The organism is Streptomyces sp. NPDC007945 (assembly GCF_042958885.1).
GTDB lineage: Bacteria > Actinomycetota > Actinomycetes > Streptomycetales > Streptomycetaceae > Streptomyces.
Genome location: NZ_JBIBJV010000008.1, coordinates 269,878 through 292,590, shown reverse-complemented (window position 1 = coordinate 292,590; position 22,713 = coordinate 269,878). Strand labels below are relative to the sequence as shown.

23 protein-coding genes are annotated in these 22,713 nt (G+C 74.6%); 13 read left to right on the top strand and 10 right to left on the bottom strand.

Annotated features, from left to right (window positions below; all coding sequences use genetic code 11):
• Window positions 1-53 precede the first annotated feature (53 nt).
• The 3 genes from ACFZCF_RS25400 to ACFZCF_RS25390 are packed head-to-tail and all read left to right on the top strand — an operon-like array spanning window position 54 to window position 2,988.
• Window positions 54-728: a tellurium resistance protein gene (locus ACFZCF_RS25400; protein ID WP_388449014.1), complete on the top strand. Its 675-nt coding sequence runs from the start codon at window positions 54-56 to the stop codon at window positions 726-728.
• A complete protein-coding gene (locus tag ACFZCF_RS25395; RefSeq protein ID WP_388448875.1) occupies window positions 725-1,654 on the top strand; it encodes a PP2C family serine/threonine-protein phosphatase in 930 nt (309 codons plus the stop codon). Before ACFZCF_RS25400 ends, ACFZCF_RS25395 begins: the two co-directional genes overlap by 4 nt.
• Window positions 1,651-2,988: a protein kinase gene (locus ACFZCF_RS25390; protein WP_391288980.1), complete on the top strand. Its 1,338-nt coding sequence runs from the start codon at window positions 1,651-1,653 to the stop codon at window positions 2,986-2,988. The genes ACFZCF_RS25395 and ACFZCF_RS25390 overlap by 4 nt, the downstream gene beginning before the upstream one ends.
• 53 nt (window positions 2,989-3,041) lie before the next feature.
• On the opposite strand, the gene ACFZCF_RS25385 is transcribed toward ACFZCF_RS25390, so the two are convergent.
• The 6 genes from ACFZCF_RS25385 to ACFZCF_RS25360 all read right to left on the bottom strand — a co-directional run bounded on the left by ACFZCF_RS25385 (window position 3,042) and on the right by ACFZCF_RS25360 (window position 8,243).
• Window positions 3,042-3,377: a hypothetical protein gene (locus ACFZCF_RS25385; protein ID WP_388448879.1), complete on the bottom strand. Its 336-nt coding sequence runs from the start codon at window positions 3,375-3,377 to the stop codon at window positions 3,042-3,044.
• Window positions 3,374-4,909: a hypothetical protein gene (locus tag ACFZCF_RS25380; protein ID WP_391288977.1), complete on the bottom strand. Its 1,536-nt coding sequence runs from the start codon at window positions 4,907-4,909 to the stop codon at window positions 3,374-3,376. Before ACFZCF_RS25380 ends, ACFZCF_RS25385 begins: the two co-directional genes overlap by 4 nt.
• Before the next feature lie 30 nt (window positions 4,910-4,939).
• On the bottom strand, window positions 4,940-5,347 hold the full coding sequence (gene msrB / locus ACFZCF_RS25375; protein WP_388448883.1) for a peptide-methionine (R)-S-oxide reductase MsrB: 408 nt from the start codon (window positions 5,345-5,347) through the stop codon (window positions 4,940-4,942).
• Window positions 5,348-5,362: 15 nt separating this feature from the next.
• Window positions 5,363-6,760, bottom strand: a complete 1,398-nt coding sequence (gene murC / locus ACFZCF_RS25370) for a UDP-N-acetylmuramate--L-alanine ligase (protein WP_388448885.1) — start codon at window positions 6,758-6,760, stop codon at window positions 5,363-5,365.
• Between the two features lie 117 nt (window positions 6,761-6,877).
• Entirely contained in the window at window positions 6,878-7,357 is a 480-nt protein-coding gene (locus ACFZCF_RS25365) for an indole-3-glycerol phosphate synthase (protein WP_388448887.1), read from the bottom strand.
• Between the two features lie 106 nt (window positions 7,358-7,463).
• Window positions 7,464-8,243: a pyrimidine reductase family protein gene (locus ACFZCF_RS25360; protein ID WP_388448889.1), complete on the bottom strand. Its 780-nt coding sequence runs from the start codon at window positions 8,241-8,243 to the stop codon at window positions 7,464-7,466.
• Between the two features lie 36 nt (window positions 8,244-8,279).
• Between ACFZCF_RS25360 and zapE the strand changes: the two genes are divergently transcribed.
• The 4 genes from zapE (at window position 8,280) to ACFZCF_RS25340 (ending at window position 12,297) form a co-directional block, all read left to right on the top strand.
• The gene (zapE, locus tag ACFZCF_RS25355) at window positions 8,280-9,365 is read left to right on the top strand and encodes a cell division protein ZapE (RefSeq protein WP_388448891.1); all 1,086 of its coding nucleotides are present in this window, start codon (window positions 8,280-8,282) and stop codon (window positions 9,363-9,365) included.
• Window positions 9,366-9,401: 36 nt separating this feature from the next.
• Entirely contained in the window at window positions 9,402-9,827 is a 426-nt protein-coding gene (locus ACFZCF_RS25350) for an OsmC family protein (RefSeq protein WP_388448893.1), read from the top strand.
• A gap of 131 nt (window positions 9,828-9,958) precedes the next feature.
• Window positions 9,959-11,320 (top strand): alkaline phosphatase PhoX, encoded by a 1,362-nt coding sequence (locus ACFZCF_RS25345; protein WP_391288973.1) that lies wholly within the window; start codon window positions 9,959-9,961, stop codon window positions 11,318-11,320.
• A 95-nt stretch (window positions 11,321-11,415) separates the two neighbouring features.
• Complete coding sequence (locus ACFZCF_RS25340; protein WP_388448897.1) at window positions 11,416-12,297, top strand: polysaccharide deacetylase family protein; 882 nt, start codon at window positions 11,416-11,418, stop codon at window positions 12,295-12,297.
• Between the two features lie 28 nt (window positions 12,298-12,325).
• On the opposite strand, the gene ACFZCF_RS25335 is transcribed toward ACFZCF_RS25340, so the two are convergent.
• Complete coding sequence (locus ACFZCF_RS25335) at window positions 12,326-12,514, bottom strand: hypothetical protein (RefSeq protein WP_169090038.1); 189 nt, start codon at window positions 12,512-12,514, stop codon at window positions 12,326-12,328.
• A gap of 105 nt (window positions 12,515-12,619) precedes the next feature.
• On the opposite strand from ACFZCF_RS25335, the gene ACFZCF_RS25330 reads away from it, so the two are divergent.
• The 4 genes from ACFZCF_RS25330 (at window position 12,620) to ACFZCF_RS25315 (ending at window position 16,909) form a co-directional block, all read left to right on the top strand.
• Window positions 12,620-13,327 (top strand): peptidyl-tRNA hydrolase, encoded by a 708-nt coding sequence (locus ACFZCF_RS25330; protein ID WP_388448900.1) that lies wholly within the window; start codon window positions 12,620-12,622, stop codon window positions 13,325-13,327.
• 82 nt (window positions 13,328-13,409) lie between these two features.
• Window positions 13,410-15,155 (top strand): DUF692 family multinuclear iron-containing protein, encoded by a 1,746-nt coding sequence (locus ACFZCF_RS25325; RefSeq protein ID WP_391288971.1) that lies wholly within the window; start codon window positions 13,410-13,412, stop codon window positions 15,153-15,155.
• A gap of 5 nt (window positions 15,156-15,160) precedes the next feature.
• Entirely contained in the window at window positions 15,161-16,132 is a 972-nt protein-coding gene (locus tag ACFZCF_RS25320; protein WP_391288969.1) for a TIGR04222 domain-containing membrane protein, read from the top strand.
• Window positions 16,133-16,177: 45 nt separating this feature from the next.
• A complete protein-coding gene (locus tag ACFZCF_RS25315) occupies window positions 16,178-16,909 on the top strand; it encodes a TIGR04222 domain-containing membrane protein (protein ID WP_391288967.1) in 732 nt (243 codons plus the stop codon).
• A 168-nt stretch (window positions 16,910-17,077) separates the two neighbouring features.
• On the opposite strand, the gene hemQ is transcribed toward ACFZCF_RS25315, so the two are convergent.
• Both hemQ and hemG read right to left on the bottom strand, forming a co-directional pair.
• Window positions 17,078-17,791, bottom strand: a complete 714-nt coding sequence (hemQ, locus tag ACFZCF_RS25310) for a hydrogen peroxide-dependent heme synthase (RefSeq protein WP_391288966.1) — start codon at window positions 17,789-17,791, stop codon at window positions 17,078-17,080.
• A gap of 17 nt (window positions 17,792-17,808) precedes the next feature.
• Window positions 17,809-19,284, bottom strand: a complete 1,476-nt coding sequence (gene hemG, locus ACFZCF_RS25305; RefSeq protein WP_391288964.1) for a protoporphyrinogen oxidase — start codon at window positions 19,282-19,284, stop codon at window positions 17,809-17,811.
• Between the two features lie 61 nt (window positions 19,285-19,345).
• Between hemG and ACFZCF_RS25300 the strand changes: the two genes are divergently transcribed.
• The gene (locus ACFZCF_RS25300; protein WP_391288962.1) at window positions 19,346-20,719 is read left to right on the top strand and encodes an FAD-dependent oxidoreductase; all 1,374 of its coding nucleotides are present in this window, start codon (window positions 19,346-19,348) and stop codon (window positions 20,717-20,719) included.
• 30 nt (window positions 20,720-20,749) lie between these two features.
• Here ACFZCF_RS25300 and hemE read toward each other — a convergent pair whose 3' ends face one another.
• Window positions 20,750-21,826 carry a uroporphyrinogen decarboxylase gene (gene hemE / locus ACFZCF_RS25295; protein ID WP_388448915.1) on the bottom strand — a complete coding sequence of 359 codons (1,077 nt, stop codon included), beginning with the start codon at window positions 21,824-21,826 and terminating at the stop codon, window positions 20,750-20,752.
• 90 nt (window positions 21,827-21,916) lie between these two features.
• Here hemE and ACFZCF_RS25290 point away from each other — a divergent pair, with 90 nt between their 5' ends.
• Window positions 21,917-22,642 carry a DUF3000 domain-containing protein gene (locus ACFZCF_RS25290; protein WP_388448917.1) on the top strand — a complete coding sequence of 242 codons (726 nt, stop codon included), beginning with the start codon at window positions 21,917-21,919 and terminating at the stop codon, window positions 22,640-22,642.
• Window positions 22,643-22,713: the final 71 nt, after the last annotated feature.

The following is a 22,713-nucleotide window of genomic DNA, read 5'->3' as shown; positions in this document are numbered from 1 at the left end:
CTGAACCCCTGACTCCCCTGGAGGAAATCGTGTCCGACCTCCCCGGCGGCGCCATGGCCAACCGCCCGGTGCACTTCATCTGGCTGCTCGACACCTCGTACTCGATGTCCGGCGAGAAGATCGGCCAGCTCAACTACGCGATCCGGGAGGCGATCCCGGAGATGCGCTCGGTGGCCGACGACAACCCGGCCGCCCAGCTCCTGCTCCGCACCATCACCTTCTCCACCACCGCCCGCTGGCACCACAAGGACCCGGTGAAGGTCCACGACTTCACCTGGCAGGACGTGACGCCCGACGGCACCACCAACCTCGGCGAGGCGCTGGCCCTGGTCGCCGGCGAGCTGCGCACCCCGCCGATGCCGGAGCGCGCCCTCAAGCCGGTGATCGCGCTCGTCTCCGACGGGGCCCCCACCGACGACTGGCGGGCCGGGTTGCGGGCCATCGAGGCGACGCCGTGGGGCCGCAAGGCGGTCCGGGTGGCCATCGCGATCGGCGCGGACGCCGACCGTGGCGTGCTCCAGGAGTTCCTGGCCAACCCGGAGCTGCGGCCGCTGGACGCCAACAGCCCGAAGCAGCTCGCCGCCGCCATCCGCTGGGCGTCGACGGCCGCCGTGAAGGCCGCCTCCCAGCCCGTCGCCGGCGGCAACGGCACGGGCGACGGCCCCACCAAGCCGGCCGCGCCGTACGCGCCGCCGGTGCTCGCCACCGACGACGACGACGTGTGGTGAGCGCCCTGGCGACCTGGGACATCCTCGAAACGAGCGTCATCGGCTACGGCAAGAAGCTCAACCAGGACGCGGTCCTGACCGACGGCACGGGAGCGGCGACCGACCCGGTGGTCCTCGCCGTCGCCGACGGCCACGGCTCCGCCTCGTACCCGCGCAGCGACATCGGCGCCCGCTTCGCCGCCGACCTGTTCGCCGCCAAGGGGCGGGAGTTCGGCGCGCTCGTCCGCACCGGCCGGCTGCCCTGGCTGCGCGACTACGCCCGCTACGAGCTGCCGGAGCAGCTGGTGCGGGACTGGCAGGCCAGGGTGTGGGCTCACTGGGGTCGCCAGCCCGGCCCCGAGGGCGCCGACGCGCCCCGCGAGGAGGTCCTGCGGCTGTACGGCTCCACGCTCGTCGGAGCCGTCCTGGCGCCCGGTCTCTTCGTGGCCTGGCAGTTGGGCGACGGCGATCTGACCGTGGTGGACCCGGACGGCCGGGTCCGGCTCCCGCTCGCGCCCGAGCACGCCGAACTCGGCGACGAGACCGCCTCCCTCTGCCTCCACGAGGCCTGGCACCTGGTCCGCGTCCACTGGGAGCCCCTGCCCGACCCGGCGCGGGCGCCCCGGCTGGTCGCCCTCTCCACCGACGGCCTCTCGAAGAGCTTCGCCTCGGACGCCGGCTTCACCGAGTTCACGGCCGGACTCTACGAACGACTGTCCTCCCGGGGCCTGCCCGGCATCGAGGACGACGTACCGCGCTGGCTGGAGGCCGCGTCCCGCCACTCCGGCGACGACACGACCCTGGCCCTGGCCCACCGGGCGGAGCCGGGGTCCGACCCCCGGGAGGCCTGGGCACGGGCTCCGGAGCCCGCCGGGCCCTGGGGCCCCGAGGCGGACGCGGCCGCCCCATCCGATGCGAACGACGACGAGGAGAGCGAACGACCATGAGCGGCATGCTCGACAACGGGGACACGCTGACGACCGGCACCGGGAAGACGCTCGTCGTCGACCGGCTGCTCGGCCAGGGCGGCCAGGGCGAGGTCTACCGGGTGACGCTCCCCGACGGCTCCGCCAAGGCGCTCAAGTGGTACTACCCCGAGAGCGCGACCCCGCAGCAGCGGCGGGTCGTCGAGGACCTGGTGGAGCGGGACTTCGACGACGAGCGGTTCCTGTGGCCGACCGCGTTCGTCGACGCGGCACCGGACCGCTTCGGCTATCTGATGGACCTGCGCCCCGACCGCTTCCGGGGTCTGCCCGAACTGTTCCGGCGGACGGTCACCACGAGCTTCCGGGAGCTGCTCACCGCCTGCCTGTACACGGTGGAGGCCTACCAGGCGCTGCACTCGCGCGGCATCGCCTACCGGGACATCTCCTGGGGCAACATCTTCTTCGACCCGGCCACCGGCGACGTCCTGGTCTGCGACAACGACAACGCGGTGGTGGAGGGCGACCGCAGCGGCATCTCCGGCACCATGGGCTTCATGGCGCCGGAGCTGGTGCGCGGTGACCCGGGGGCCATGCCCGGCACCCAGAGCGACCTGCACTCGCTGTCGGTGCTGCTCTTCATGTTCCTGGTGAACCACCACCCCTTCAAGGGGGCCAGGGAACTGGCGATCCGCTGCCTGGACGAGCACGCGGAGCGCCGGCTGTACGGCAAGGACCCGCTGTTCGTCTTCGACCCGGACGACCCGGACAACCGCCCGGACCCGGTGGAGCACACGACGGCGCGGGTGCTGTGGCCGCTGGTGCCGCCGTCGCTCCAGCGGCTGTTCACGCAGAACTTCACCGTGGGGCTGCGGGAGCCGTCGGCCCGGGTGCGCGAGTCCCAGTGGCGCGACGCGCTGCGGGCGGCCCGTGACGCGATCGTGGAGTGCCCGAACTGCGGCCGGGCGAACATGACGGAGCCCGGCACGACGACGCCCGGGACCTGCTGGAAGGACGGCGCCCCGCTGGTGCTGCCGCCCCGGCTGGTGGTGACCACCCCGCCGCCCCGGTCGGAGCGGCACATCATGCTGGGGCGGGCGGCCCGGATCCACCGCCACCACCTGACGGCCGAGCCGACGCGGCACGACTACTCGGACGGCAGCCTCGTCGCCGAGCTGGTCGAGCACCCGCAGAAGCCGGGCCGGTACGGGCTCGCCAACCGCTCGGCGGAGGCGTGGACCGGCACCCGCTCGGACGGCACCAGCCAGCGGATCGTGCCGGGCCAGACGGTGCCGCTGCGCGCCGGCCTCGCCCTCGAACTGGCCGACGGGGCAAGGGCCGAGGTCCGCGCGCGCTGACCCGGCGAGGGGCGGCCGGCGGCCCCGGCCGCCTCGGCGCCCCCGGCCGTCCGTCAGCCGCCGAAGATCGCCAGGATGCCCTGGAGCAGGGCCATGCCGCCGCTGCCGACCGTGACGTACGGCTCGACGGCGGCGAGCGCGGTGCGGACCCGGCCCTCGTCGACGGGGCGGTTCTCCCGCTCGGCGGCGGCGAGTTCGTCCCGTACGGACTCCGCGGGGGCGACCGCGCCAGTGGCCGCGGGCTGTTCGCGCAGCAGGGTCACCAGCTGCTCGGCGAGGGCGCGGGCGGTGACCGGCTCGGCGGCCGGGTGGAAGTGGTTGTTGGTGACGGTGTTGTCGTTGCCGAAGGCGTTGCCGCTCACCGGGCCGTTGAAGTTGAAGGTGGTCACGGGGTCCCCTTACCTTGTGCCCACTGGCCGCCGGGGCCGGGCTGTCCGCCGCCGCCCCCGGGCTGGCCGGGTGTGTTCTGGACGACGTTCTGGTGCCCGAAGGCGTTGCCCTGGACGATCCCGTTGAAGTTGTACGTCGGGTTCGAGTTGATGATCTGCTTGGTGGAGTCGAAGGACGCGCTGTCGACGTGATGGTCCTTCAGGAAGCGTTCCGTGGCGATGAGGATGCCGCCCTGGAGGCGCTGGAGGTAGTCCTGGGCGTCGGCGGAGTCGCTGAAGAGCATCTGCTCGGGGTCGGAGACGCGTTCGCGGATGCTGTCGGTGGCGCCGTGGTCGTGCAGGGTGTTGCGGCGCGTGATGTCGCGGCGGGCGCGCCGCAGGGCCCGGGCGCGGTCGCGTTCCTGGGAGGCGCGGCGGGCGGAGCGGGCCCAGGAGCCGGTGAGGCAGCGCCACCAGATGGAGTTGGTGCCGCTGAGGAGCATCCGGAACCGGTCGAAGCCCTGGGTGGGGAGGGTGGTGACGGTGTAGAAGCGGGCGGCCGGCGGCGGGATCACGAAGATCATGAACTCCCAGGAGAGGCTGGGCGGATGGAGCCGCGCGCGCATGTGGACGGAGACCACGACCCGGCCGCCGTCGCTGATCCGCTCCAGGCTCAGGTAGGTGCGGGTGCCGGCGCCGGGCTTGATCAGGCCGGTGCGGACGAGGTCGGGGGAGATCTGGGGGCGCGGGCGGTCGACGCGCGAGTCGAGGAGTTCGCCGACGAGGTACGGGACGTGGTCGCCGGAGACGTACAGGCGGTTCCTGGCGCGCAGCCCCTCCAGGCCGGATATGTTCTCCATCTCCCGGGCCACGAAGGTGTGCAGGTCGACCGCGTCGAAGGGCCGGACGGTGAGCTTCCGGCCGGGATGGGCGGGGTCGTCGGCGGGCTGGGAGACGTCGATGGGGTGCCAGACGACGTCCTTCACCTTCTCGCCGTGGCCGACGAACGGGTCGTGGTGCCCGGCGGAGGCGGTGTACGGCAGGACGTTGGCGCGGGCGAGGGCCCGCAGCCGGTCCTCCGCGTCGCGCTCGACGGCCGGGGCCTGCTCCTCGGGGCGGGCGGCCTCCTGGAAGACCCGCTGGGCCTCCCGCCAGGAGACGGCGAGGTCGTGGTGGGTGGCCCACCAGCCGCCGACGAGGGCGGCGAACCCGATCGCGGCGCCGATCCAGCCGAGGAGCGGGTCGACGGCGAGTCCGGCGGCGAGGAGCGCGACGCCCGCCCAGAGCGCGAGGAAAAGCAGCGACAGGGTCCGGTCCCTGGCCCGGACCCGGCGCGCGGCCACCCGCGCGTGCCGCGCCAGCGCCACCAGGTTCACCCCGAGCGGCAGGCCTAGGGCCGTCAGTCGGTCCCCGGTGAGCTCGACGTCCATGTCGCGGGCGAAGGTGTCGTCGAGGTAGACGTGCGCGCAGAGCTTCCTCGTCACCGCGTCCTTGCGGTAGGTGGGAAGCGGAGCTGAGTTGCGGCCGGCCATGCGGTCCCCCTGATCCGTCACCGGACACCTTAGGGGGACCGCCGGGTCGTGTCAGTCCTCTGCCGGCTTCAGCCTCAGGGAGATCGAGTTGATGCAGTAGCGCTGGTCCGTGGGGGTCGGGTAGCCCTCGCCCTCGAAGACGTGGCCGAGGTGGGAGCCGCAGCGGGCGCAGCGGACCTCGGTGCGGACCATGCCGTGGGAGGTGTCCGCGACCAGCTCGACGGCGTCGCTGTCCTTCGGGTCGAAGAAGGACGGCCAGCCGCAGTGCGACTCGAACTTCTCGTTCGACGTGAAGAGCTCGGCGCCGCAGGCGCGACAGGAGTAGACGCCCTCGGTCCTGGTGTCCGTGTACTCACCGCGGAAGGCGGGCTCCGTGCCGGCCAGCCGGAGCACCTGGTACTCCGACGGGGTCAGCTGCTCCTGCCACTCCGCGTCCGACTTCTCGACCTCGTACGCCATCGTGCGTCCACTCCCTCAGTTCGCCAGGCGGGCGAGGATCCGCGGACCGAGGTCCGTGACGTCGCCCGCGCCCATGGTCAGAACGAAGTCGCCGGGCCGCGCCATTCCCGCGATCGTCTCGGGGACGGCCGTCTTGTCGTGGACGGCGGTGACGTCGGCGCCGGCGGCGCGGGCCGCGTCGAGGATCAGCTCGCTGGTGACACCGGGGATCGGGTCCTCGCGGGCCGGGTAGATGTCGAGGACGACGGAGCCGTCGGCGAGGGCCAGCGCCTCGCCCATCTCCTTGCCGAGCTCCTGGGTGCGGGAGAAGAGGTGCGGCTGGAAGACGACGAGGAGGCGGGCGTCGCCGGCGGCGCCGCGCATGGCCTCCAGGTCGGCGGTCATCTCGGTGGGGTGGTGGGCGTAGGAGTCGATGACCTGGACGCCCGCGGCCTCGCCCTTGAGCTGGAGGCGGCGGCCGACGCCGGTGTAGGCGGTGAGCGCCTGGGCGAGGGCGGCCGGGTCGAGGCCCGCGCGGGCGCCGGCGGCGAGGGCCGCGGCGGCGTTGTGGGCGTAGTGGCGGCCGGGGACGGAGACGGTGAAGGTGTGCTCGGCGCCGTCGAGGGCGACGGTGACCTCGCTCTTCATCCCGTTCGGGACGATCTTGAGGATGTGGGCGTCGGAGCCCTCGTCCTCGCCGACGGTGACGACGGCGAGGTCCTCGCGGCCGGCGGCGGCGACCCGGGCGGCGAGCTCGCGGGCGCCGGCGTGCTCGCCGACGACGAGGGTGCCGCCGGGGCGGAGCTTCGCGGCGAACTTCTCGAAGGACTCGTAGATCTCGTCCATGGAGGCGTAGTTGGCGTGGTGGTCGAGCTCGACGTTGAGGACGATCGCGACCTGGGGGTCGTACTTCTGGAAGCTGCGGTCGCTCTCGTCGGCCTCGGCGACGAAGACCTCGCCGGTGCCGTGCCGGGCGTTGGTGCCGGGGCCCGCGAGGTCGCCGCCGATCGCGTACGAGGGGTCGAGGCCCAGTTCGGTGAGGGCGACGGCCAGCATCGAGGTGGTGGTGGTCTTGCCGTGGGTGCCGGCGACGGCGATCGCGGTGAGGCCGTCCATGAGGGAGGCGAGCGCGTCGGAGCGGTGGACGACCGGGATGCCGAGCTCGGCGGCACGGGCGAGCTCGGGGTTGTCGGCGCGGATGGCGCTGGAGACGACGACGGCGGAGGCGTCGTCGGCGAGGTGTTCGGCGGCGTGGCCGAGGTGGACGGTGACGCCGTGGGCGCGGAGCGCCTCGGCGGTCGGGGAGTCCTTGGCGTCGCTGCCCGCGACCTTGGCGCCGCGCTGGGCGAGGATCTTCGCGATGCCCGACATTCCGGCACCGCCGATGCCGATGAAGTGCGGCCGTTCCATGGCGGCAGGGATGGCGGGTGCCATGCGGTTCTCTCCCCGGTTGTGCGCGTTCGCTGACCTCCCCAGCCTAGTGGCTGCGGGCGGGGGGCCCGGGAAGCCGGCCGGGACACGGGTCCGCCCGTGCCCCGGCCGGCTCCGCGCCTAGGCGCCCTCCTCGCTGTGCGCGAAGAGCTTCAGGACGGGGACGCCCACCTTGTGCCGGGCGCGGGAGGCCCAGTCCCGGTGGAAGAACTCCTCCACGTAGTGGGGGGCGGTCAGGACGATGACCTCGTCCGCCCCCGCTTCCTCGACGACCGCCTTCATCTTGTTCAGGGGGTGGTCCTCGACCACCTGTCCGACCGCCTCGCAGCCCGCCTCTCTCAGGGCCCGGAGCGAGTGCTCCAGGGCCAGCTCGGCCGGCTCGCGGGCCTCCTTGCCCTCCGGTTCGTCCCCCTCCCGGGCCGCCTCCTTGAGTTCGCCCAGCGCGACGTCGTCGATGGCGCGCAGCAGTACGTCGGCCTGATCACCTCGCGGTTGCATCAGCACGATGAAGGACACGCCCTCGTCGCCGTGCAGGGTGGTGACGAATTCCACGTCCACGGACGTCAGGGGCTTCTCGATCATCAGAACGCTTGTGAACACCTCAGGAGCCCTTCTGCGGAAACCATCCTTCCCCGTGACCGCACGGGGATTGCGACTGTGATTGTGCCCAGCGGACGCTAAGCGGAACGGGAAATTCCGCCGATTGTCAGATCCGACGGTAGCGGCTGAAGAGGAAGCCGTCCTGCTCCAGCAGAGAAGCCAGCCCAAAGCGTGTCGGAAGCGCGATCGAAGGCCCGTGGGCGATGCGCTGGGCGTCACCGGCCGTCATCGTCGGGGAGACCGTCAGGCACAGCTCGTCGAGCACCTCCGCGGCGGTGAACTGGCCGAGCAGCCGGGGCCCGCCCTCGGTGAGCTGCCGCCGCAGCCCGCGCTCGGCGAGCAGGGCGACGGCGCGGGCCGGGTCGACGGCGGCCCCCTCGCCGGCGAGGAGCACCTCGACCCCGGCGTCCCGCGCCGCGGCGATCCGCTCGGCGGGCGCGCCGGCGCCGGTCAGGACCAGGGTCGGGACCAGCGGGGCGGCGAAAAGCGGAAGGGTGAAGTCCAGGTCGAGCGAGGCGGTGACGACCGCGATCACGGGGGCCGGGCCCTGGCCCGCGGCGGTCCGGCGCGCGGCGAAGGCCTCCCGGGCGCGGGCGGGCCGGTACCCCTCCTGGCGTACCGTTTCCGCACCCACGACGACCACGTCCGCGAGCCCGCGGAGGGTGCCAAAGATCCGCATGTCGGTGTCGGAGGAGAGCGGGTGGGAGCGTCCCTCGTGCTGCCCCGCGCCGTCGAGCGAGGAGACCATGTTGGCCCGCAGCCAGGTCTCGGCCTCCGCCGGATAGGCGTAGGCGTCGGCCAGCTCGTCGAGGGACCACTCCCGGTCCACCGCGTTGACCTGGGGGTTCGGGGCTGTCGTGTCCGTCACAGGAAACAGGCGTCGCATTCTCGCAGTCTGACACGGCGCTTACAGTGGGGAACTGTGTCGACCCGTGCCCTGAACGAAGCCGCCCCCGCAGCGGCGACCCCGCTCTCGCTGTGCTCCCGAGAGCCCCACGTCCCCGCGGACCGGCTGGTCGCGGAGATGGTCCCGCCGCCGCGCTTCGACTCGGTGCGCTTCGACACCTACCTCCCGGACCCGAACCAGCCGAGCCAGTCCGAGGCCGTCAAGGTGCTCTCCGCCTTCGCCGAGGGCCTCGGCGGGGCGCACGCGAGCGGCGCCGGCAAGCGGCGCTGGTTCGCCCGCAAGCCCGCCGCCCCGGCCGGCCCGCGCGGCGTCTACCTCGACGGCGGCTACGGCGTCGGCAAGACCCACCTGCTCGCCTCGCTCTGGCACGCCACGCCCGCCGAACCCTCGCTCAAGGCCTTCGGCACCTTCGTGGAGCTGACGAACCTGGTGGGCGCGCTCGGCTTCCAGGAGACCGTGCGGACCCTGAGCGGGCACCGGCTCCTGTGCATCGACGAGTTCGAGCTGGACGACCCGGGCGACACCGTCCTCGTCTCCAGCCTGCTCGGCAAGCTGGTCGACGCCGGCGTGGCGCTCGCCGCCACCTCCAACACGCTCCCGGGCAAGCTCGGCGAGGGCCGCTTCGCCGCCGCCGACTTCCTCCGCGAGATCCAGGGCCTCTCCGCGCACTTCCGGCCGCTGCGGATCGACGGCGAGGACTACCGCCACCGGGGCCTGCCCGAGGCCCCCGCCCCTCACTCCGACCAGGTCGTCACGGAGACCGCGTACCGGACCCCGGGCGCCTCCCTGGACGACTTCCCGCACCTGCTCGAACACCTGGCCAGGGTTCACCCGAGCCGGTACGGCGCGCTCACCGACGACCTGACGGCGGTCTGCCTCACCGACGTCGGCCCGGTCCCGGACCAGTCGACCGCGCTGCGGCTCGTCGTCCTCGCCGACCGCCTCTACGACCGCGAGATACCGGTGCTCGCCTCCGGGCTGCCCTTCGACAGGCTGTTCAGTGACGAGATGCTGAACGGCGGCTACAAGAAGAAGTACTTCCGCGCCATCTCCCGGCTCACCGCACTGGCGCGCGACGCAAAGGGGCTCGTGGCGCAGTAGGTTGGGGGCCGTACCCGATCGGAAAGGCAATCCACCATGGCCACCGTGCGTCACGCCCACACCGTCTGGCAGGGCGACCTCCTCAAGGGCTCCGGCGTCGTCTCCCTCGACTCCTCCGGCCTCGGCTCCTACGACGTCTCCTGGCCGGCCCGCGCCGAGGAGCCGAACGGCAAGACCAGCCCCGAGGAGCTCATCGCCGCCGCGCACTCCTCCTGCTTCTCGATGGCCTTCTCGAACGGCCTGGCGAAGGCGGGCAACCCGCCCACCCGCCTGGAGACCAAGGCCGACGTCACCTTCCAGCCGGGCGAGGGCATCACCGGGATCCACCTCACCGTGCGCGGCGAGGTCCCCGGTCTGGACGCGGACCAGTTCCAGTCCCTCGCCGAGGAGGCGAAGAAGAACTGCCCGGTCAGCCAGGCGCTGACCGGCACGACGATCACGCTGACGGCCGAGCTGGCCTGACGCCCGTCGCCCCGGGCGGGGCGACTGCTTTGCGCCATCCGAGGCGCCGTGGACCCGCGTCATGGCTTCGCGCACACCGCTGCGTGGTACATGAAGCGGGTCCACACCTCGTTCGGCGGGAAGGCCCCCTCATGGCAGTGTCGCGACGTCAGATCCTGGCCGGCACCGGCGCCTCCGTCGCCGGAATCGCCTTCACCGGCGCCCTGGCCGACCTCTTCTCCGGCGCTCCCGCCGCCGCGGCGCCGCGCGGCGGCTACGGCCCCCTCCTCCCCGACCCGGCCGGTCTGCTCGACCTCCCGGACGGCTTCTCCTACCGGGTCCTCTCCCGTGAGGGCGAGCCGCTCCGCTCCGGCGAGGGGCCGGTTCCCAGCCACTGCGACGGCATGAGCGCCTTCGCGGGGGCGCGCGGCGGCGTCCGTCTCGTCCGCAACCACGAGAACCGCCCCGAGGCCCGCCACCCGGTCCCGCACACCCCGGGCCTGGTCTACGACCGGGGCGGGAAGGGCGGCTGCACCGTCCTCGACCTCGACGCGGACGGCGAGGTCCGCGCCGAGCGCGTCGGCATCGCCGGCACCGCCGTGAACTGCTCGGGCGGCCCCACCCCCTGGGACACCTGGCTGACCTGCGAGGAGACCGAGGACAAGGCCGGGACCAAGGGGTACGAGAAGGACCACGGCTTCGTCTTCGAGGTCGACCCGGCCCAGCCGCACCGCGGCGGCGCCGTCCCGCTCACCGCCCTCGGCCGCTTCGCCCACGAGGCCGTCGCCGTCGACCCGTACACCGGGATCGTCTACGAGACGGAGGACGCCTTCGAACGCCCCTTCGGCCTCTTCTACCGCTTCCTGCCCGAACGCCCGCTCGGCGGGCCCGGCTCCCTGCGCGCGGGCGGCACCCTGGAGGCCCTGCGGGTGCCGGGCGTCCCCGACCTGTCGGTGGTGCGGGAGGCGGGGACGGTCTTCGAGGGCGTGGAGTGGGTGCCCGTGCCGGATCCGCAGGCCACCTCCACGCCCATCCGCTTCCAGGACTTCGGGCGCGGCGGCATCACCCACGCGCAGAAGCTGGAGGGCTGCTACTGGGGCGGCCGCGCCGTCCACTTCGTCTCGTCCTTCGCCCGCACCTCCGACGGCTCCGGCGCCACCCACTTCGGGCAGGTCTGGAAGTACGATCCCGCCGCCCGGAACCTCACCCTCTCCGTGGTCTTCGGCCCCGACACCGACATCCGGCTCCCCGGCGAGTCCCCCGACAACATCTGCCTGGCGCCCGCCGGCGGTCTGATGGTCTGCGAGGACGGCGGCGGGGCGCAGCACGTCTTCGGCGTGGACCGGCGGGGCGAGGTGTACGCGGTGGCCCGGAACCGACAGGACGTGGGCGGGCCGGGCGCCCCGGAGTGGGGGGAGTTCGCGGGCGTCACCTTCTCCCCGGACCACTCGACGATGTACGTGAACTGCTACACCCCCGGGACCACCTTCGCCGTCACCGGCCCCTGGCGCTGACCCCGGGCCCGGACGCGGGCCTGACGGGTGACGGGAGGCCGTCCCTCCGGGGGTGCGACCCCAGACCTCCGAGTCCGATCGGATAGCTTCCGTTCGTGACCATTTCTGTACGTAAAGTGGCGGCGCTCGGTCTGCTGGGCGCCGTACTGGTCGGCTGCGGCGGAAACGCCGGCACCCCCGCGGCGGGTCCGACGACCACGGCCCCGTCCCCGGCGAGGCCGACCGCCGCCCCCGGCGCCCAGCCCCGGACCGCCGCGAAGCCCGCGCCCGCCGCGCCCACCCTCGCGGCCGGCCCCCGGGGCCGTACCCCCGTGTACGAGCGGCGGACCGGCCGGAGCGCCGAGAAGGTCGTCGCGCTCACCTTCGACGCCGACATGACCGCCGACCAGGGCCCCCGGGCCGCGCGCGGCGAACGCTTCGACAACCCGGAGCTCATCGCCACGCTGCGCCGCCTGAAGGTCGACGCCACGGTCTTCATGACGGGCCGCTGGGCGGAGGAGTACCCCGACCAGGCCCGCTCGATCGGCACCGACCCCCGCTTCGAGATCGCCAACCACTCCTACAGCCACTACGCCTTCGCCGAACCCTGCTACGGCCTGCCCACGGTCGCCGCGCCGGACATGGCGGCCGACGTACAGCGCGCCTTCGACTCCTTCCGGGACGCCGGAGCCGTCAACGTCGTGCCGTACTTCCGCTTCCCCGGCGGCTGCTACGACGACACCGCGCTGCACGCCCTCGCCCCGGCCCGGGTCACCGCCGTGCAATGGGACGTGGTCGGCGGCGACGCCTTCGCGAAGGACCCCGACGCGGTGGCCGAACAGGTCCTCTCCGGCGTCCGCCCCGGCTCCGTGGTCGTCCTCCACTGCACCCGCAGCGCCGCCCCGGCGACCGAGCGGGCACTGCGCCGCGTCGTCCCCGAACTCCGGGCGCGCGGCTACCGCTTCGTGAAGGTGTCGGAGCTGATGCGGGCGGGCTGAACCGCCCCCGCGCCCGGCCGGGCGGGGCTCAGCCGGAGCAGGCGGTGCGCTGGGCCTCCTGCCATTCGCAGACCGGACAGAGCACGATCCCCTTGACCGATTCCGCGTACTCGGTCGGCTCCAGGCACAGGACGCAGCGCGCGTACGGCCCCTCGGCGGCCTTCGGCGGCCGGGGCGCGGGCTCGGGGGCGCAGTACGCGGCGGATTCCGTGGTCATGAAACCGAGGCTACTCCGGTACGGCTCCGGCCTCACTCCCGTCCGGTCCCGGCCCCGCCGGGGCCGCCCGATCCGGCTCTCCGCGGCCGGTGGCAGACTTGCCGGGTGAGCAGCAACGACACCGATCCCCGCGACGAGAAGCCGCAGTTCGTCCTGCCCCTGGTGGTACGGATCGAGCGCGACGCGCCCCCGGCCCGCACCGACGCCCTGGAGACCGCGGCCCGCGCCGTGCTCCGGCTCCTCACCGACGAGCGGTCGCTCGGCGACGGCGCCTGGGCGGCGGCCGTCGCCGACTGGGAGGACGCCCGCATCCGCAAGGTGGTGCGGCGGGCGCGCGGCGCGGAGTGGCGGCGCGCCGAGGCCCTGCCCGGCATCACCGTGACCGGCGGGACCGCGGAGGTGCGCGTCTTCCCGCCGGTCCCCCTGGACGGCTGGCCCAAGGACCTGGTCAAGCTCCAGGTGTCCGGCACCGACCTGGACGACCCGGCCGCGCCGGGACCCGCGCCGGAGGGGGCGGCGGTGCTGTGGATGAACCCGGGGCTCGACATGTCCGCCGGCAAGGCGATGGCCCAGGCCGGGCACGGCGCCCAGCTGCTGTGGTGGGCACTGGACGACGCCGCCCGCGCCGCCTGGCGGGAGGCGGGCTTCCCGCTGGCCGTGCGCACCGCGCCGGAGGAGGAGTGGCCCGCGCTCGCCGCGAGCGGCCTGCCGGTGGTCAGGGACGCGGGCTTCACGGAGATCGCGCCGGGCAGCGCGACCGTGGTTTCGGCGTACCCCGGTGTCCTGGCCGTGGCGCCCGGGAACCTCAAATGAAGCTCTGAACCTCTCCCTCCCGGGGTTCGACCGGCTCCGCCGGGGTCATCACGTCGGTGACTGAGGACCGAAGGAGGGGGACATGACGGAACTCGGCATGGGCATCGGCTGGCGACCGGAGATCGCGGACGCGGTCGAGGAGCTGTCCGGCGTCGACTGGGTGGAGGTCGTCGCGGAGAACGTGTGCGCCGACCACGTGCCCGACTCGCTGGCCCGGCTGCGGGCCCGGGGCGTCACGGTGGTGCCGCACGGGGTGTCGCTGGGGCTCGGCGGGGCGGACCGGCCGGACCCGGAGCGGCTGGCCGCGCTCGCGGCGAAGGCGGAGGCACTGGGGGCGCCGCTCGTCACCGAGCACATCGCGTTCGTCCGGGCCGGGGGGCCGCTGACCGCGACCCCGCGGCTGGAGGCCGGGCACCTGCTGCCCGTCCCCCGCACCCGGGAGGCCCTCGACGTGCTCTGCGAGAACGTGCGGATCGCGCAGGACTCGCTGCCGGTGCCGCTGGCCCTGGAGAACATCGCCGCCCTGTTCTCCTGGCCGGGCGAGGAGCTGACGGAGGGCCGGTTCCTGGCGGAGCTGGTGGAGCGCACGGGGGTACGGCTCCTCATCGACGTCGCCAACCTCCACACCAACCACGTCAACCGCGGCGAGGACCCGGCACGGGCGCTCTCCGAGCTGCCGGTCGAGGCCATCGCGTACGTCCACGTGGCGGGCGGCCTCGAACGGGACGGCGTCTGGCACGACACCCACGCCCACCCGGTCCCGCGCCCCGTCCTGGACATCCTCGCCGACCTGGCCGGCCGGGTCGCCCCGCCGGGCGTCCTCCTGGAACGGGACGACCACTTCCCGCCCCCGGCGGAACTCGCCGCGGAGCTCGCCACGATCCGCGCGACGGTGACGACGGCGACCCGCCGACCCCCGGCCCACCCGACGACCACCACCGGAGCCCCGGGACACGTCCTCACCGCCGAGAGCGCGGCGGACGTCTTCGCCGCCGACGGCCCGGCGGACCTCTTCGCCGCCGACGGCGCGGAGGGCGTCTTCGCCCTCGGGGACCCCAGGGACATCCACGCCGCCCACGGCCCGGCGGACCTCTTCGCCGCCGAGGGCGCGGGGGGCGTCCACAGCGCCGGCGGCGCGGTGGACGGCCTCCACTCCGCCCTGGCGGCGTCCGGGCCGCTCGCCGGGCGCCACGGCGTCGGCGGCGCCGCCCTGCGGGCGGGGCGTGCCCTGGTGGGCGGCGAGCCGCTGCACATCGGCGCCGGGGCCCGCGTCTCGGGCGGCCCGATGCCGGCCGTGCGGCCGAGCGCGCCGGAGCCCGAGCCGGTCCGCCCCGCGACGCCGCGCCCCGAGGGCGCCCTGGCCGTCCTGGCCCGCCCCGCGACCGAGGCCGTGCCGCCTGCTCCGGCCGGCGACCGGCGGGACACCGGGGACGTCACCGACTCCGTGCGGCAGCGCGTCGGCGTGGCGCAGGCGGCGGTGCTGTCGGCGCTCGTCGCGGGGACTCCGGTGCCCGAGGGCTTCGACGTCCGGCGGATGCGGGTGCAGAGCCGTGCGCTCGCCGCCAAGCGGGCCTCCGTCGTGGCGCGGATCGCGCCCGAACTGCCGGAGATCCTCGGCGACGGCTACCGGCCCGCGTTCCTCGCGTACGCCAAGGATCGCCCCCTGCCCGGCGGTTACCGGCGCGACGCGCTCGACTTCGTCGAACGGCTGCTCCTGGAGGACCGGCCGGAGCGGCGGGAGCTGACCCGCTGGTGGCGCGAACGGGCCGAGAGCCGGCCCTCCGGGCTCGTGGGCCGGCTCGCGCGGCGCGTGTTCGGGGGGCGGTGACCACCATGGACCTGCTCCTCCTGGCGCTCCACCTGGCCGCCGCCGCCGTGCTCGTCCGCCTCTTCGTGCTGGTCCGCCGCATCCGGGGCGGTCCCAGCGGGCCGCTCCGGGACGTCCACGAGGCCGCGTTCCTCGCCGGCGGACCCGGCCGCGTCGCGGACACGGCGCTCGCCGCCATGCACCTGGACGGCCGGATCGTCATCGGCGGCCCCGGGGTCGTCGCCGTCGTCCACCGGGTCGCCCACGACCCGGTGGAGCGGGCGGTCCTGGACAGCCACGCGGCCGCCCCCAGCGGCTCCCTGCGCGCCCTGCGCCTCGCGGTGATGACCCACCCGGCGGTGCAGGAGCTCGGCGACGACCTCGCCGCCCGGGGCCTGGTGAGCCTGCCGGGCCCCCGCCGCACCCTGCGCCGCTGGTGCGTCGGCCTCGTCATCGGCTCCGTCCTGCTGTTCCCGGTCGGCATCGTGGCCACCGTCGCCGAGTTCGCGGTGGACGGACCGACCGTGCCGTTCTTCGTGAAGCTGCTGCCGCTCCTCTTCGTCTGCCTCGTCACGGCCGTGATCTGCGGCACCACCTACACGCGCCAGGTGAGCACGGCCGGACTCGCGGCGCTCGCCGCCTACCGGAGCGCCCACGGCTACGGGGGCGTGAACACCGTCGCCCTCGGCGGGATCCGGGCGCTGCCCGACCGCGACCTGTGGGAGCGGCTGCGGGACGCGGCCCGGCCCGACGGGTCGATGCGCGGGAGCCGGAGCCGTACTCGATCGTCGTACCCCTCCGACACGACGGCCGCCGCGGCCGTGGTGATGTGGTGCGCGGGCGCGGCGACGGGCGGAGGGGACGGCTGGGGCTCGGACTCGGGGTCGGGCGGTTCGTCCTGCGGTTCCTCCTCCTCGTCCTGCGGTTCCTCCTCGTCGTCGTGCGGCTCGTCGTCCTCGTCGTGCGGGGGCGGCTCCTCCTGCGGGTCGAGCGGCTGAGCCGTTCGTGTGGCGCGGCCGGGGAGCCTGGCGTACAACACGATCATGGTGTGGATACCGCTGCTCCTCGTCGCCGGCGTCGTGACCGCCGTCGCCTGCGTCCGGCTCTGCCGGGCGTCGATCGCCGCCGACGGCGGCTCCGCCGCGGGGGCCGCCCGGGGCGGTGAACTGACCCTGGGCGAGGCGGCGTTCCTCGCCGGGGGTCCCGGGCGGGTCACCGAACTGACGCTGGTGTCGATGCACCGGGACCGGCGGCTGCTGCTCGCGCACACCGGCTGGGCCACGGTCGTGGACGGGTCGGACGGCGGGGACGAGCTGGAGCGGGCGGTGCTCGGCGCGATCGGCCCCGGGGGGCAGGCGCCGGTGACGGAGCTCCGTCCGGCGGTCGCCGGCGCCGCGTGCCTACGACGGATCGAGGAGGGGCTGGTGGAGCGGGGGCTCGCGGTGCCGGCGCAGGGGCGGCGGGAGGTCGCGGCCGGGCTGCGGGCGGTGCGGGGCGCGTTCCTGCTGGCGCTCGCGCTCGGGGCGGTGGCGGTGCCGCTGGTGCCGGAGGCGGACCGGACGCGGGTGGTGGCCGGGTTCGCGCTGCCGCTGACGACCTCGGGGCTCTGTCTGCTGATGGGGCGGGTGGAGTCGTGTCCGCACGGCCCGTGGGCCTCGCACGCGGGCCGAGGGCTGCTCTCGGGGCTCTCGGCGGAGGACCCGCTCACCGCGCTCGCCACCCGGGGGCCTGCGGTCCTGGAGCCGGAGCTGCGGGCCGCGCTGGGGACCTCGTAGGTGAGGGGGAGAAGACGCCGGTGCGGCGCGCTCGCGCGCGCCGCACCCGGTGCCGGACCCGGTGTCGCTGGAGCGACCGGCCATGGCGTGGCGGCCGTCTGATCTTCCGGGTCGAGGGGCGGACGCCCCGGCTGGGAGCCGGGGGGCCGCCGGGTTCGGGGGCGGCCGTCAGGCCAGGCCCGCCACCAGGTCCGCGACGCTCTTGCGGCGGCCGGTGTAGAAGGGGACCTCTTCACGGACGTGCATCCGGGCCTCGGAGGCGCGCAGGTGGCGCATGAGGTCGACGATGCGGTGCAGCTCGTCGGCCTCGAAGGCGAGGATCCACTCGTAGTCGCCGAGCGAGAAGGAGGCGACGGTGTTGGCGCGGACGTCCGGGTAGCCGCGGGCCATCTTGCCGTGGTCGGCGAGCATCCGGCGGCGGTCCTCGTCCGGCAGCAGGTACCAGTCGTAGGAGCGGACGAAGGGGTAGACCGAGACGTAGTCGCGCGGGGTCTCGTCGGCCAGGAAGGCCGGGATGTGCGACTTGTTGAACTCGGCCGGGCGGTGCAGCGCCATGTTCGACCAGACCGGCTCCAGGGCGCGGCCGAGCTTCGTGCGGCGGAAGAGGCTGTACGCCTCCTGGAGCTGGTCGCTCGTCTCCGCGTGCCACCAGATCATGACGTCGGCGTCGGCGCGCAGACCGGAGAGGTCGTACGTGCCCCGGATGGTGATGTCCTTCTCCCCGAGCCGGTCGAACAGCTCCTGGACCTCGTCGGCGTAGCCGCTCCGGTCGGCGGGCAGGACGTCGCGCAGCTTGAACACGGACCACAGGGTGTAGCGGATGACCTCGTTGAGGTCCTTCGCCTTCTTACCGGCGTTCGGGATCTTTTCGGGCGCACTCATACGCCTATTCTCGCCCGTCACGAGGAGTGCCCCGCACCGGGGTGCCCCGTTTCCGGCGTGGCGATGATCTCGTCGGCGAGGGCGTCGGCCGCGCGGTGGGCGGAGGCGACGCAGGCGGGGATGCCGACGCCGTCGTACGCGGCGCCCGCGAGGCGGAGTCCGGGCAGGCCGGCGAGGGCGGCGCGGGCGCGGGCGACCCGGTCCAGGTGGCCGACCGGGTACTGCGGGAGGCCGGCGGTCCAGCGGGTCACGGTGGTGGCGACGGGCCGGGCGGCGAGGCCGGTGGCGGCGGCGAGGTCCTTGAGGGAGGCGGCGACCAGGTCCTCGTCGTCGCGGTGGAGCTGGGACTCCTCGCCGTACCGGCCGACGGAGGTGCGGAGCAGGAAGAGGTCGGGGGCGGCCTCGCCGACCCAGCCCCACTTGCCGCTGGAGAAGGTGGCGGCCTTGATGGTGTGGCCGTCGACGGGCGGCACGAGGAAGCCGGAGCCGGGCAGCTCGGGGACGTCGGCGCGGCGGAAGGCGAGCGTGACCAGGGCCATGGAGGCGTACTCGATCGCGTCGAGGACCGCCGCGGCCCCGGGGGCGTGGCCGCCGAGGAGTCCGGCGGCGACGGGCGCGGGGGCGGCGAGGACGACGGCGTCCGCGTCGAGGGTCAGGTCCGGGGTCTCCACCCGCCAGCGGGTGGCGCCGGCCCGGTGCAGGGCGGTCGCCGGGGTGCCGGTGAGGATCGTGCCGCCGGCCGCGCGGACGGCGTCCGCGACGGCCCCCGGGAGGGTGCCGACGCCGCCGGAGACGCCGGCGAAGACGGACCCGCCGAGGCCGGTGGCGGCGCCCGCGACGTCGGCGGGGACGGCACTGCCGGCGGCCTGGACGGCGCGGACGGCGGCGGTGAGGCTCGGGTGGCGGCGGGCGGCCTCGAAGAGCGCGGGGACGGCGGCCTTCATCGAGATGCGGTAGGCGTCCCCGGCGTACACGCCGCCGAGGAGGGGCTCGACGAGCCGGTCGACGACCTCGCGGCCCATGCGCTCGGCGACGTACGCGCCGATGGCGATGTCCTCGCCGATCTCGGTGGGGGGCAGTTCCCGGTCCCGGTCGATCCGGCGGAGCGCCTCCTCGGAGAGGAGCCCGGCGACGGCGTCCGCGTCGCCGGGGACGCCCATGACGTGGCCCTTCGGCATGGGGACGAGCCGGTCCCTGGACCAGACGGAGGCGGTGGTGCTGGCCGGTGGCCGGAGCCGGTCGCCGAGGCCGACGGCCTCGGCGAGGGCCACGGCCTCGGGGCGGCGGGCGAGCAGGGACTCGGCGCCGAGGTCCACGGGGGCGCCGGCGATCTCCCCGGCGAGCAGCTTGCCGCCGAGCCGGCCGCCGGCCTCCAGGAGGGTGACGCGCGCCCCGGCGGCGAGCAGCCGGTGGGCGGCGGCGAGGCCGGTGATGCCTCCGCCGACGACGACGGCGTGAGGTCCGGCGTGAGGTCCCGTGGTGTCCGCGTTCATGGGACCACTCTCTCAAATCGGCCGTGCCGCCCCGCCCCGAGGCGGCACGTAGCGTGGGCGCATGAGCGAACGACTGGTGATCATCGGCGGGGACGCGGCGGGCATGTCGGCGGCCTCGCAGGCGCGCAGGCTCAAGGGGTCGGGGGAGCTGGAGATCACGGCCTTCGAGCGGGGCCGGTTCTCCTCGTACTCGGCCTGCGGCATCCCCTACTGGGTCGGCGGCGACGTGTCCGGGCGGGAGGAGCTGATCGCCCGCTCCCCCGAGGAGCACCGGGCGCGCGGGATCGATCTGCGGACGCGGACGGAGGTGACGGAGATCGACCTGGCCGGGCAGCGTGTTCTGGCCAGGGACCTGGCGGACGGTACGGAGGCGTGGACGGGCTTCGACAAGCTGGTGGTCGCGACCGGGGCGCGTCCGGCCCGGCCGTCGGTGCCCGGGATCGACGCGGCGGGCGTGCACGGGGTGCAGACCCTGGAGGACGGGCAGGCGCTGCTGGACTCGCTGGCCGGGACGGCGGGGCGGCGGGCGGTGGTCGTCGGCGCCGGGTACATCGGCGTGGAGGTGGCCGAGGCACTGCTCAACCGGGGCTACGAGGTGACGGTCCTCAACCGGGGCGAGCAGCCGATGTCGACGCTCGACCCGGACATGGGACGGCTGGTGCACGCGGCGATGGACGGGCTCGGGATCCGTACGGTCGGGGGGTCCGCCGTGACGGCGATCCTCAGCGGGGACGACGGGCGGGTCCGGGCGGTGGCCACGGACACGGACGAGTACCCGGCGGACGTGGTGGTCCTGGGGACGGGCGTCGTGCCGGAGACCTCGCTGGCGGAGGCGGCGGGGCTGCCGCTCGGCACGCACGGCGGCCTGCTGACGGACCTGTCGATGCGGGTGCGGGGGCAGGAGAACGTGTGGGCGGGCGGGGACTGCGTGGAGGTCCTGGACCTGGTGTCGGGCCGGGAGCGGCACGTGCCGCTGGGGACGCACGCCAACAAGCAGGGGCAGGTCATCGGTTCGAACGTGGGCGGCGACTACGCGACCTTCCCCGGGGTGGTGGGGACGGCGGTGTCGAAGGTCTGCGACCTGGAGATCGCCCGCACCGGGCTGCGGGAGAAGGACGCCCGCGCGGTGGGGCTGCGGTACGTGACGGTGACCGTGGAGTCGACGAGCCGAGCCGGGTACTACCCGGGGGCGGCGCCGATGACGGTGAAGATGCTGGCCGAGAAGCGGACCGGGCGGCTGCTCGGGACGCAGATCGTGGGCCGGGAGGGGGCGGCGAAGCGGGTGGACGTCGCGGCGGTGGCGCTGACGGCCCGGATGACGGTGGAGCAGATGGCGGCGCTGGACCTGGGGTACGCGCCGCCGTTCTCCCCCGTGTGGGACCCGGTGCTGGTCGCGGCCCGGAAGGCGGTGGCGGCGGTACGGGCGGCGGGCTGACCCCGCCGCCGTACCGGCCGGCCCGTCGGGTCAGACGGCGGTGCGCTCGTGGACGTAGGCGACGAGGCGGGTGAGGGCGTCGGGGTCCATCGACGGCATGACGCCGTGGCCCAGGTTGAAGACGTGTCCCTCCAGGCCCGCCGCGGCGGCCAGGACCTCGTCCGTCTTCGCCTCCACGACGTCGGTGGAGGCGAAGAGGACGGCCGGGTCGAGGTTGCCCTGGAGGGCCTTGCCCGGGCCGACGCGGCGGGCGGCCTCGTCGAGCGGGACGCGCCAGTCGACGCCGACGACGTCCGCGCCGGCCTCGCCCATGAGGCCGAGGAGCTCGCCGGTGCCGACGCCGAAGTGGATGCGCGGGACGCCGTGGCCGGCGACCGCGTCGAAGACCTTGGCGGAGGCCGGGAGGATCGAGCGGCGGTAGTCGGCGGGGGCGAGGGCGCCGACCCAGGAGTCGAAGAGCTGGATCGCGGAGGCGCCGGCCTCGATCTGCACCTTGAGGAAGGCGGAGGTGATCTCGGCGAGGCGGTCGAGCAGGTCGGCCCAGAGCTGCGGGTCGCCGTACATGAGCGCCTTGGTGTGCTCGTGGTTGCGGGACGGGCCGCCCTCGACGAGGTAGCTCGCGAGGGTGAAGGGGGCGCCGGCGAAGCCGATGAGCGGGGTCTCGCCGAGCTCCTCGGTGAGCATGCCGATGGCCTCGGTGACGTAGTGGACGTCGTCGGGGGTGAGGTCGCGCAGCCGGTCGAGGTCGGCGCGGGTGCGGATCGGCTCGGCGACGACGGGGCCGACGCCGGGCTTGATGTCGAGGTCGACGCCGATGGCCTTGAGCGGGACGACGATGTCGCTGAAGAAGATCGCCGCGTCGACCCGGTGGCGGCGGACGGGCTGGAGGGTGATCTCCTTGACCAGCTCGGGCCGCATGCAGGACTCCAGCATGGGGATGCCCTCGCGGACCTTCAGGTACTCGGGGAGGGAGCGCCCGGCCTGCCGCATGAACCAGACGGGGGTGTGCGGCACGGGCTCGCGCCGGCACGCCTTGAGGAACGCGGAGTCGTACGTCCGCGACTGCTGCTTCGACTGCTGGCCCGTCGGGCTGTTCATGGCGCTCACGCCCAAATCTTCGCATGTGACCGGAAGCCGCTCGTGCCGGGCGGGTGTCCCTCCCCGCATGGCGGCCCCGTTCCGCCTACTCTTCCCCGCATGGCTGCGGCTCAGGGACATTTTTCCGATCATTCCGACGGCATTCGAGGGACGGGCGACACGGCGGAGAACACGGCGGGGACCCCGGTGCCGCCGGCGTTCCGGAGGGCGGTCGAGGCCCTGCGGACGGCGCGGCTGCGGTCCGAGATGGAGGTCGAGCCGACCCGGCCGCCGCAGCGGCTCGCGCCGTACGCGTACGCGGTGGAGGCGGCGGTCGTCGACGGCGAGGAGGACCTCGCGGACGGCCGGCTCGTGCTGCTGCACGACCCGGCGGGCCACGAGGCCTGGAAGGGCACCTTCCGCCTGGTGACGCTGGTCCGGGCGGAGCTGGAGCCGGAGATGGCGGCGGACCCGCTGCTGCCGGAGGTGTGCTGGTCGTGGCTGACCGGGGCGCTCGACGCGCGCGGGCTCGCCTACGGGGAGGCGAGCGGGACCGTGACGATGGCCGGCTCGCACTACTTCGGGGGGCTCGCGGAGCGGCGGCCGGCCACCCAGATCGAGATCCGGGCGTCCTGGACGCCGCGGGAGGGACTCGGCGGGGTCCCGGACACGGCGGGGCACCTGGCGGCCTGGTCCGACCTCCTCTGCCAGATCGCGGGCCTGCCGCCGGCCCCGGCCGATCCCCCGGGGCCGGCCGGGCCGCAGGGAGGGACGGGCCCGGCGGGGACGGTGTCGGGGGCGGGGGTCGTCTCGCTGCCCCAGCGGCGGGGGCCGCAGGGAGCCTGAGCGGTTCGGACGCGTGTGCGGCGGGACGGATGTCCAGGGGGCCCTTCGGGGCCCCTTCGGCGTTCCCACGG

Excerpts from the sequence above, each read along its gene's own strand:
- hemQ (WP_391288966.1), bottom strand. The coding sequence starts at position 17,791 with ATGAGTGCGCCCGAAAAGATCCCGAACGCCGGTAAGAAGGCGAAGGAC.
- ACFZCF_RS25400 (WP_388449014.1), top strand. The coding sequence starts at position 54 with ATGGCCAACCGCCCGGTGCACTTCATCTGGCTGCTCGACACCTCGTAC.
- msrB (WP_388448883.1), bottom strand. The coding sequence starts at position 5,347 with ATGGCGTACGAGGTCGAGAAGTCGGACGCGGAGTGGCAGGAGCAGCTG.
- ACFZCF_RS25325 (WP_391288971.1), top strand. The coding sequence starts at position 13,410 with ATGACGGAACTCGGCATGGGCATCGGCTGGCGACCGGAGATCGCGGAC.
- ACFZCF_RS25320 (WP_391288969.1), top strand. The coding sequence starts at position 15,161 with ATGGACCTGCTCCTCCTGGCGCTCCACCTGGCCGCCGCCGCCGTGCTC.
- ACFZCF_RS25390 (WP_391288980.1), top strand. The coding sequence starts at position 1,651 with ATGAGCGGCATGCTCGACAACGGGGACACGCTGACGACCGGCACCGGG.
- ACFZCF_RS25335 (WP_169090038.1), bottom strand. The coding sequence starts at position 12,514 with ATGACCACGGAATCCGCCGCGTACTGCGCCCCCGAGCCCGCGCCCCGG.
- hemG (WP_391288964.1), bottom strand. The coding sequence starts at position 19,284 with ATGAACGCGGACACCACGGGACCTCACGCCGGACCTCACGCCGTCGTC.
- ACFZCF_RS25360 (WP_388448889.1), bottom strand. The coding sequence starts at position 8,243 with ATGCGACGCCTGTTTCCTGTGACGGACACGACAGCCCCGAACCCCCAG.
- murC (WP_388448885.1), bottom strand. The coding sequence starts at position 6,760 with ATGGCACCCGCCATCCCTGCCGCCATGGAACGGCCGCACTTCATCGGC.
- ACFZCF_RS25300 (WP_391288962.1), top strand. The coding sequence starts at position 19,346 with ATGAGCGAACGACTGGTGATCATCGGCGGGGACGCGGCGGGCATGTCG.
- ACFZCF_RS25290 (WP_388448917.1), top strand. The coding sequence starts at position 21,917 with ATGGCTGCGGCTCAGGGACATTTTTCCGATCATTCCGACGGCATTCGA.
- ACFZCF_RS25350 (WP_388448893.1), top strand. The coding sequence starts at position 9,402 with ATGGCCACCGTGCGTCACGCCCACACCGTCTGGCAGGGCGACCTCCTC.
- ACFZCF_RS25345 (WP_391288973.1), top strand. The coding sequence starts at position 9,959 with ATGGCAGTGTCGCGACGTCAGATCCTGGCCGGCACCGGCGCCTCCGTC.
- ACFZCF_RS25315 (WP_391288967.1), top strand. The coding sequence starts at position 16,178 with ATGGTGTGGATACCGCTGCTCCTCGTCGCCGGCGTCGTGACCGCCGTC.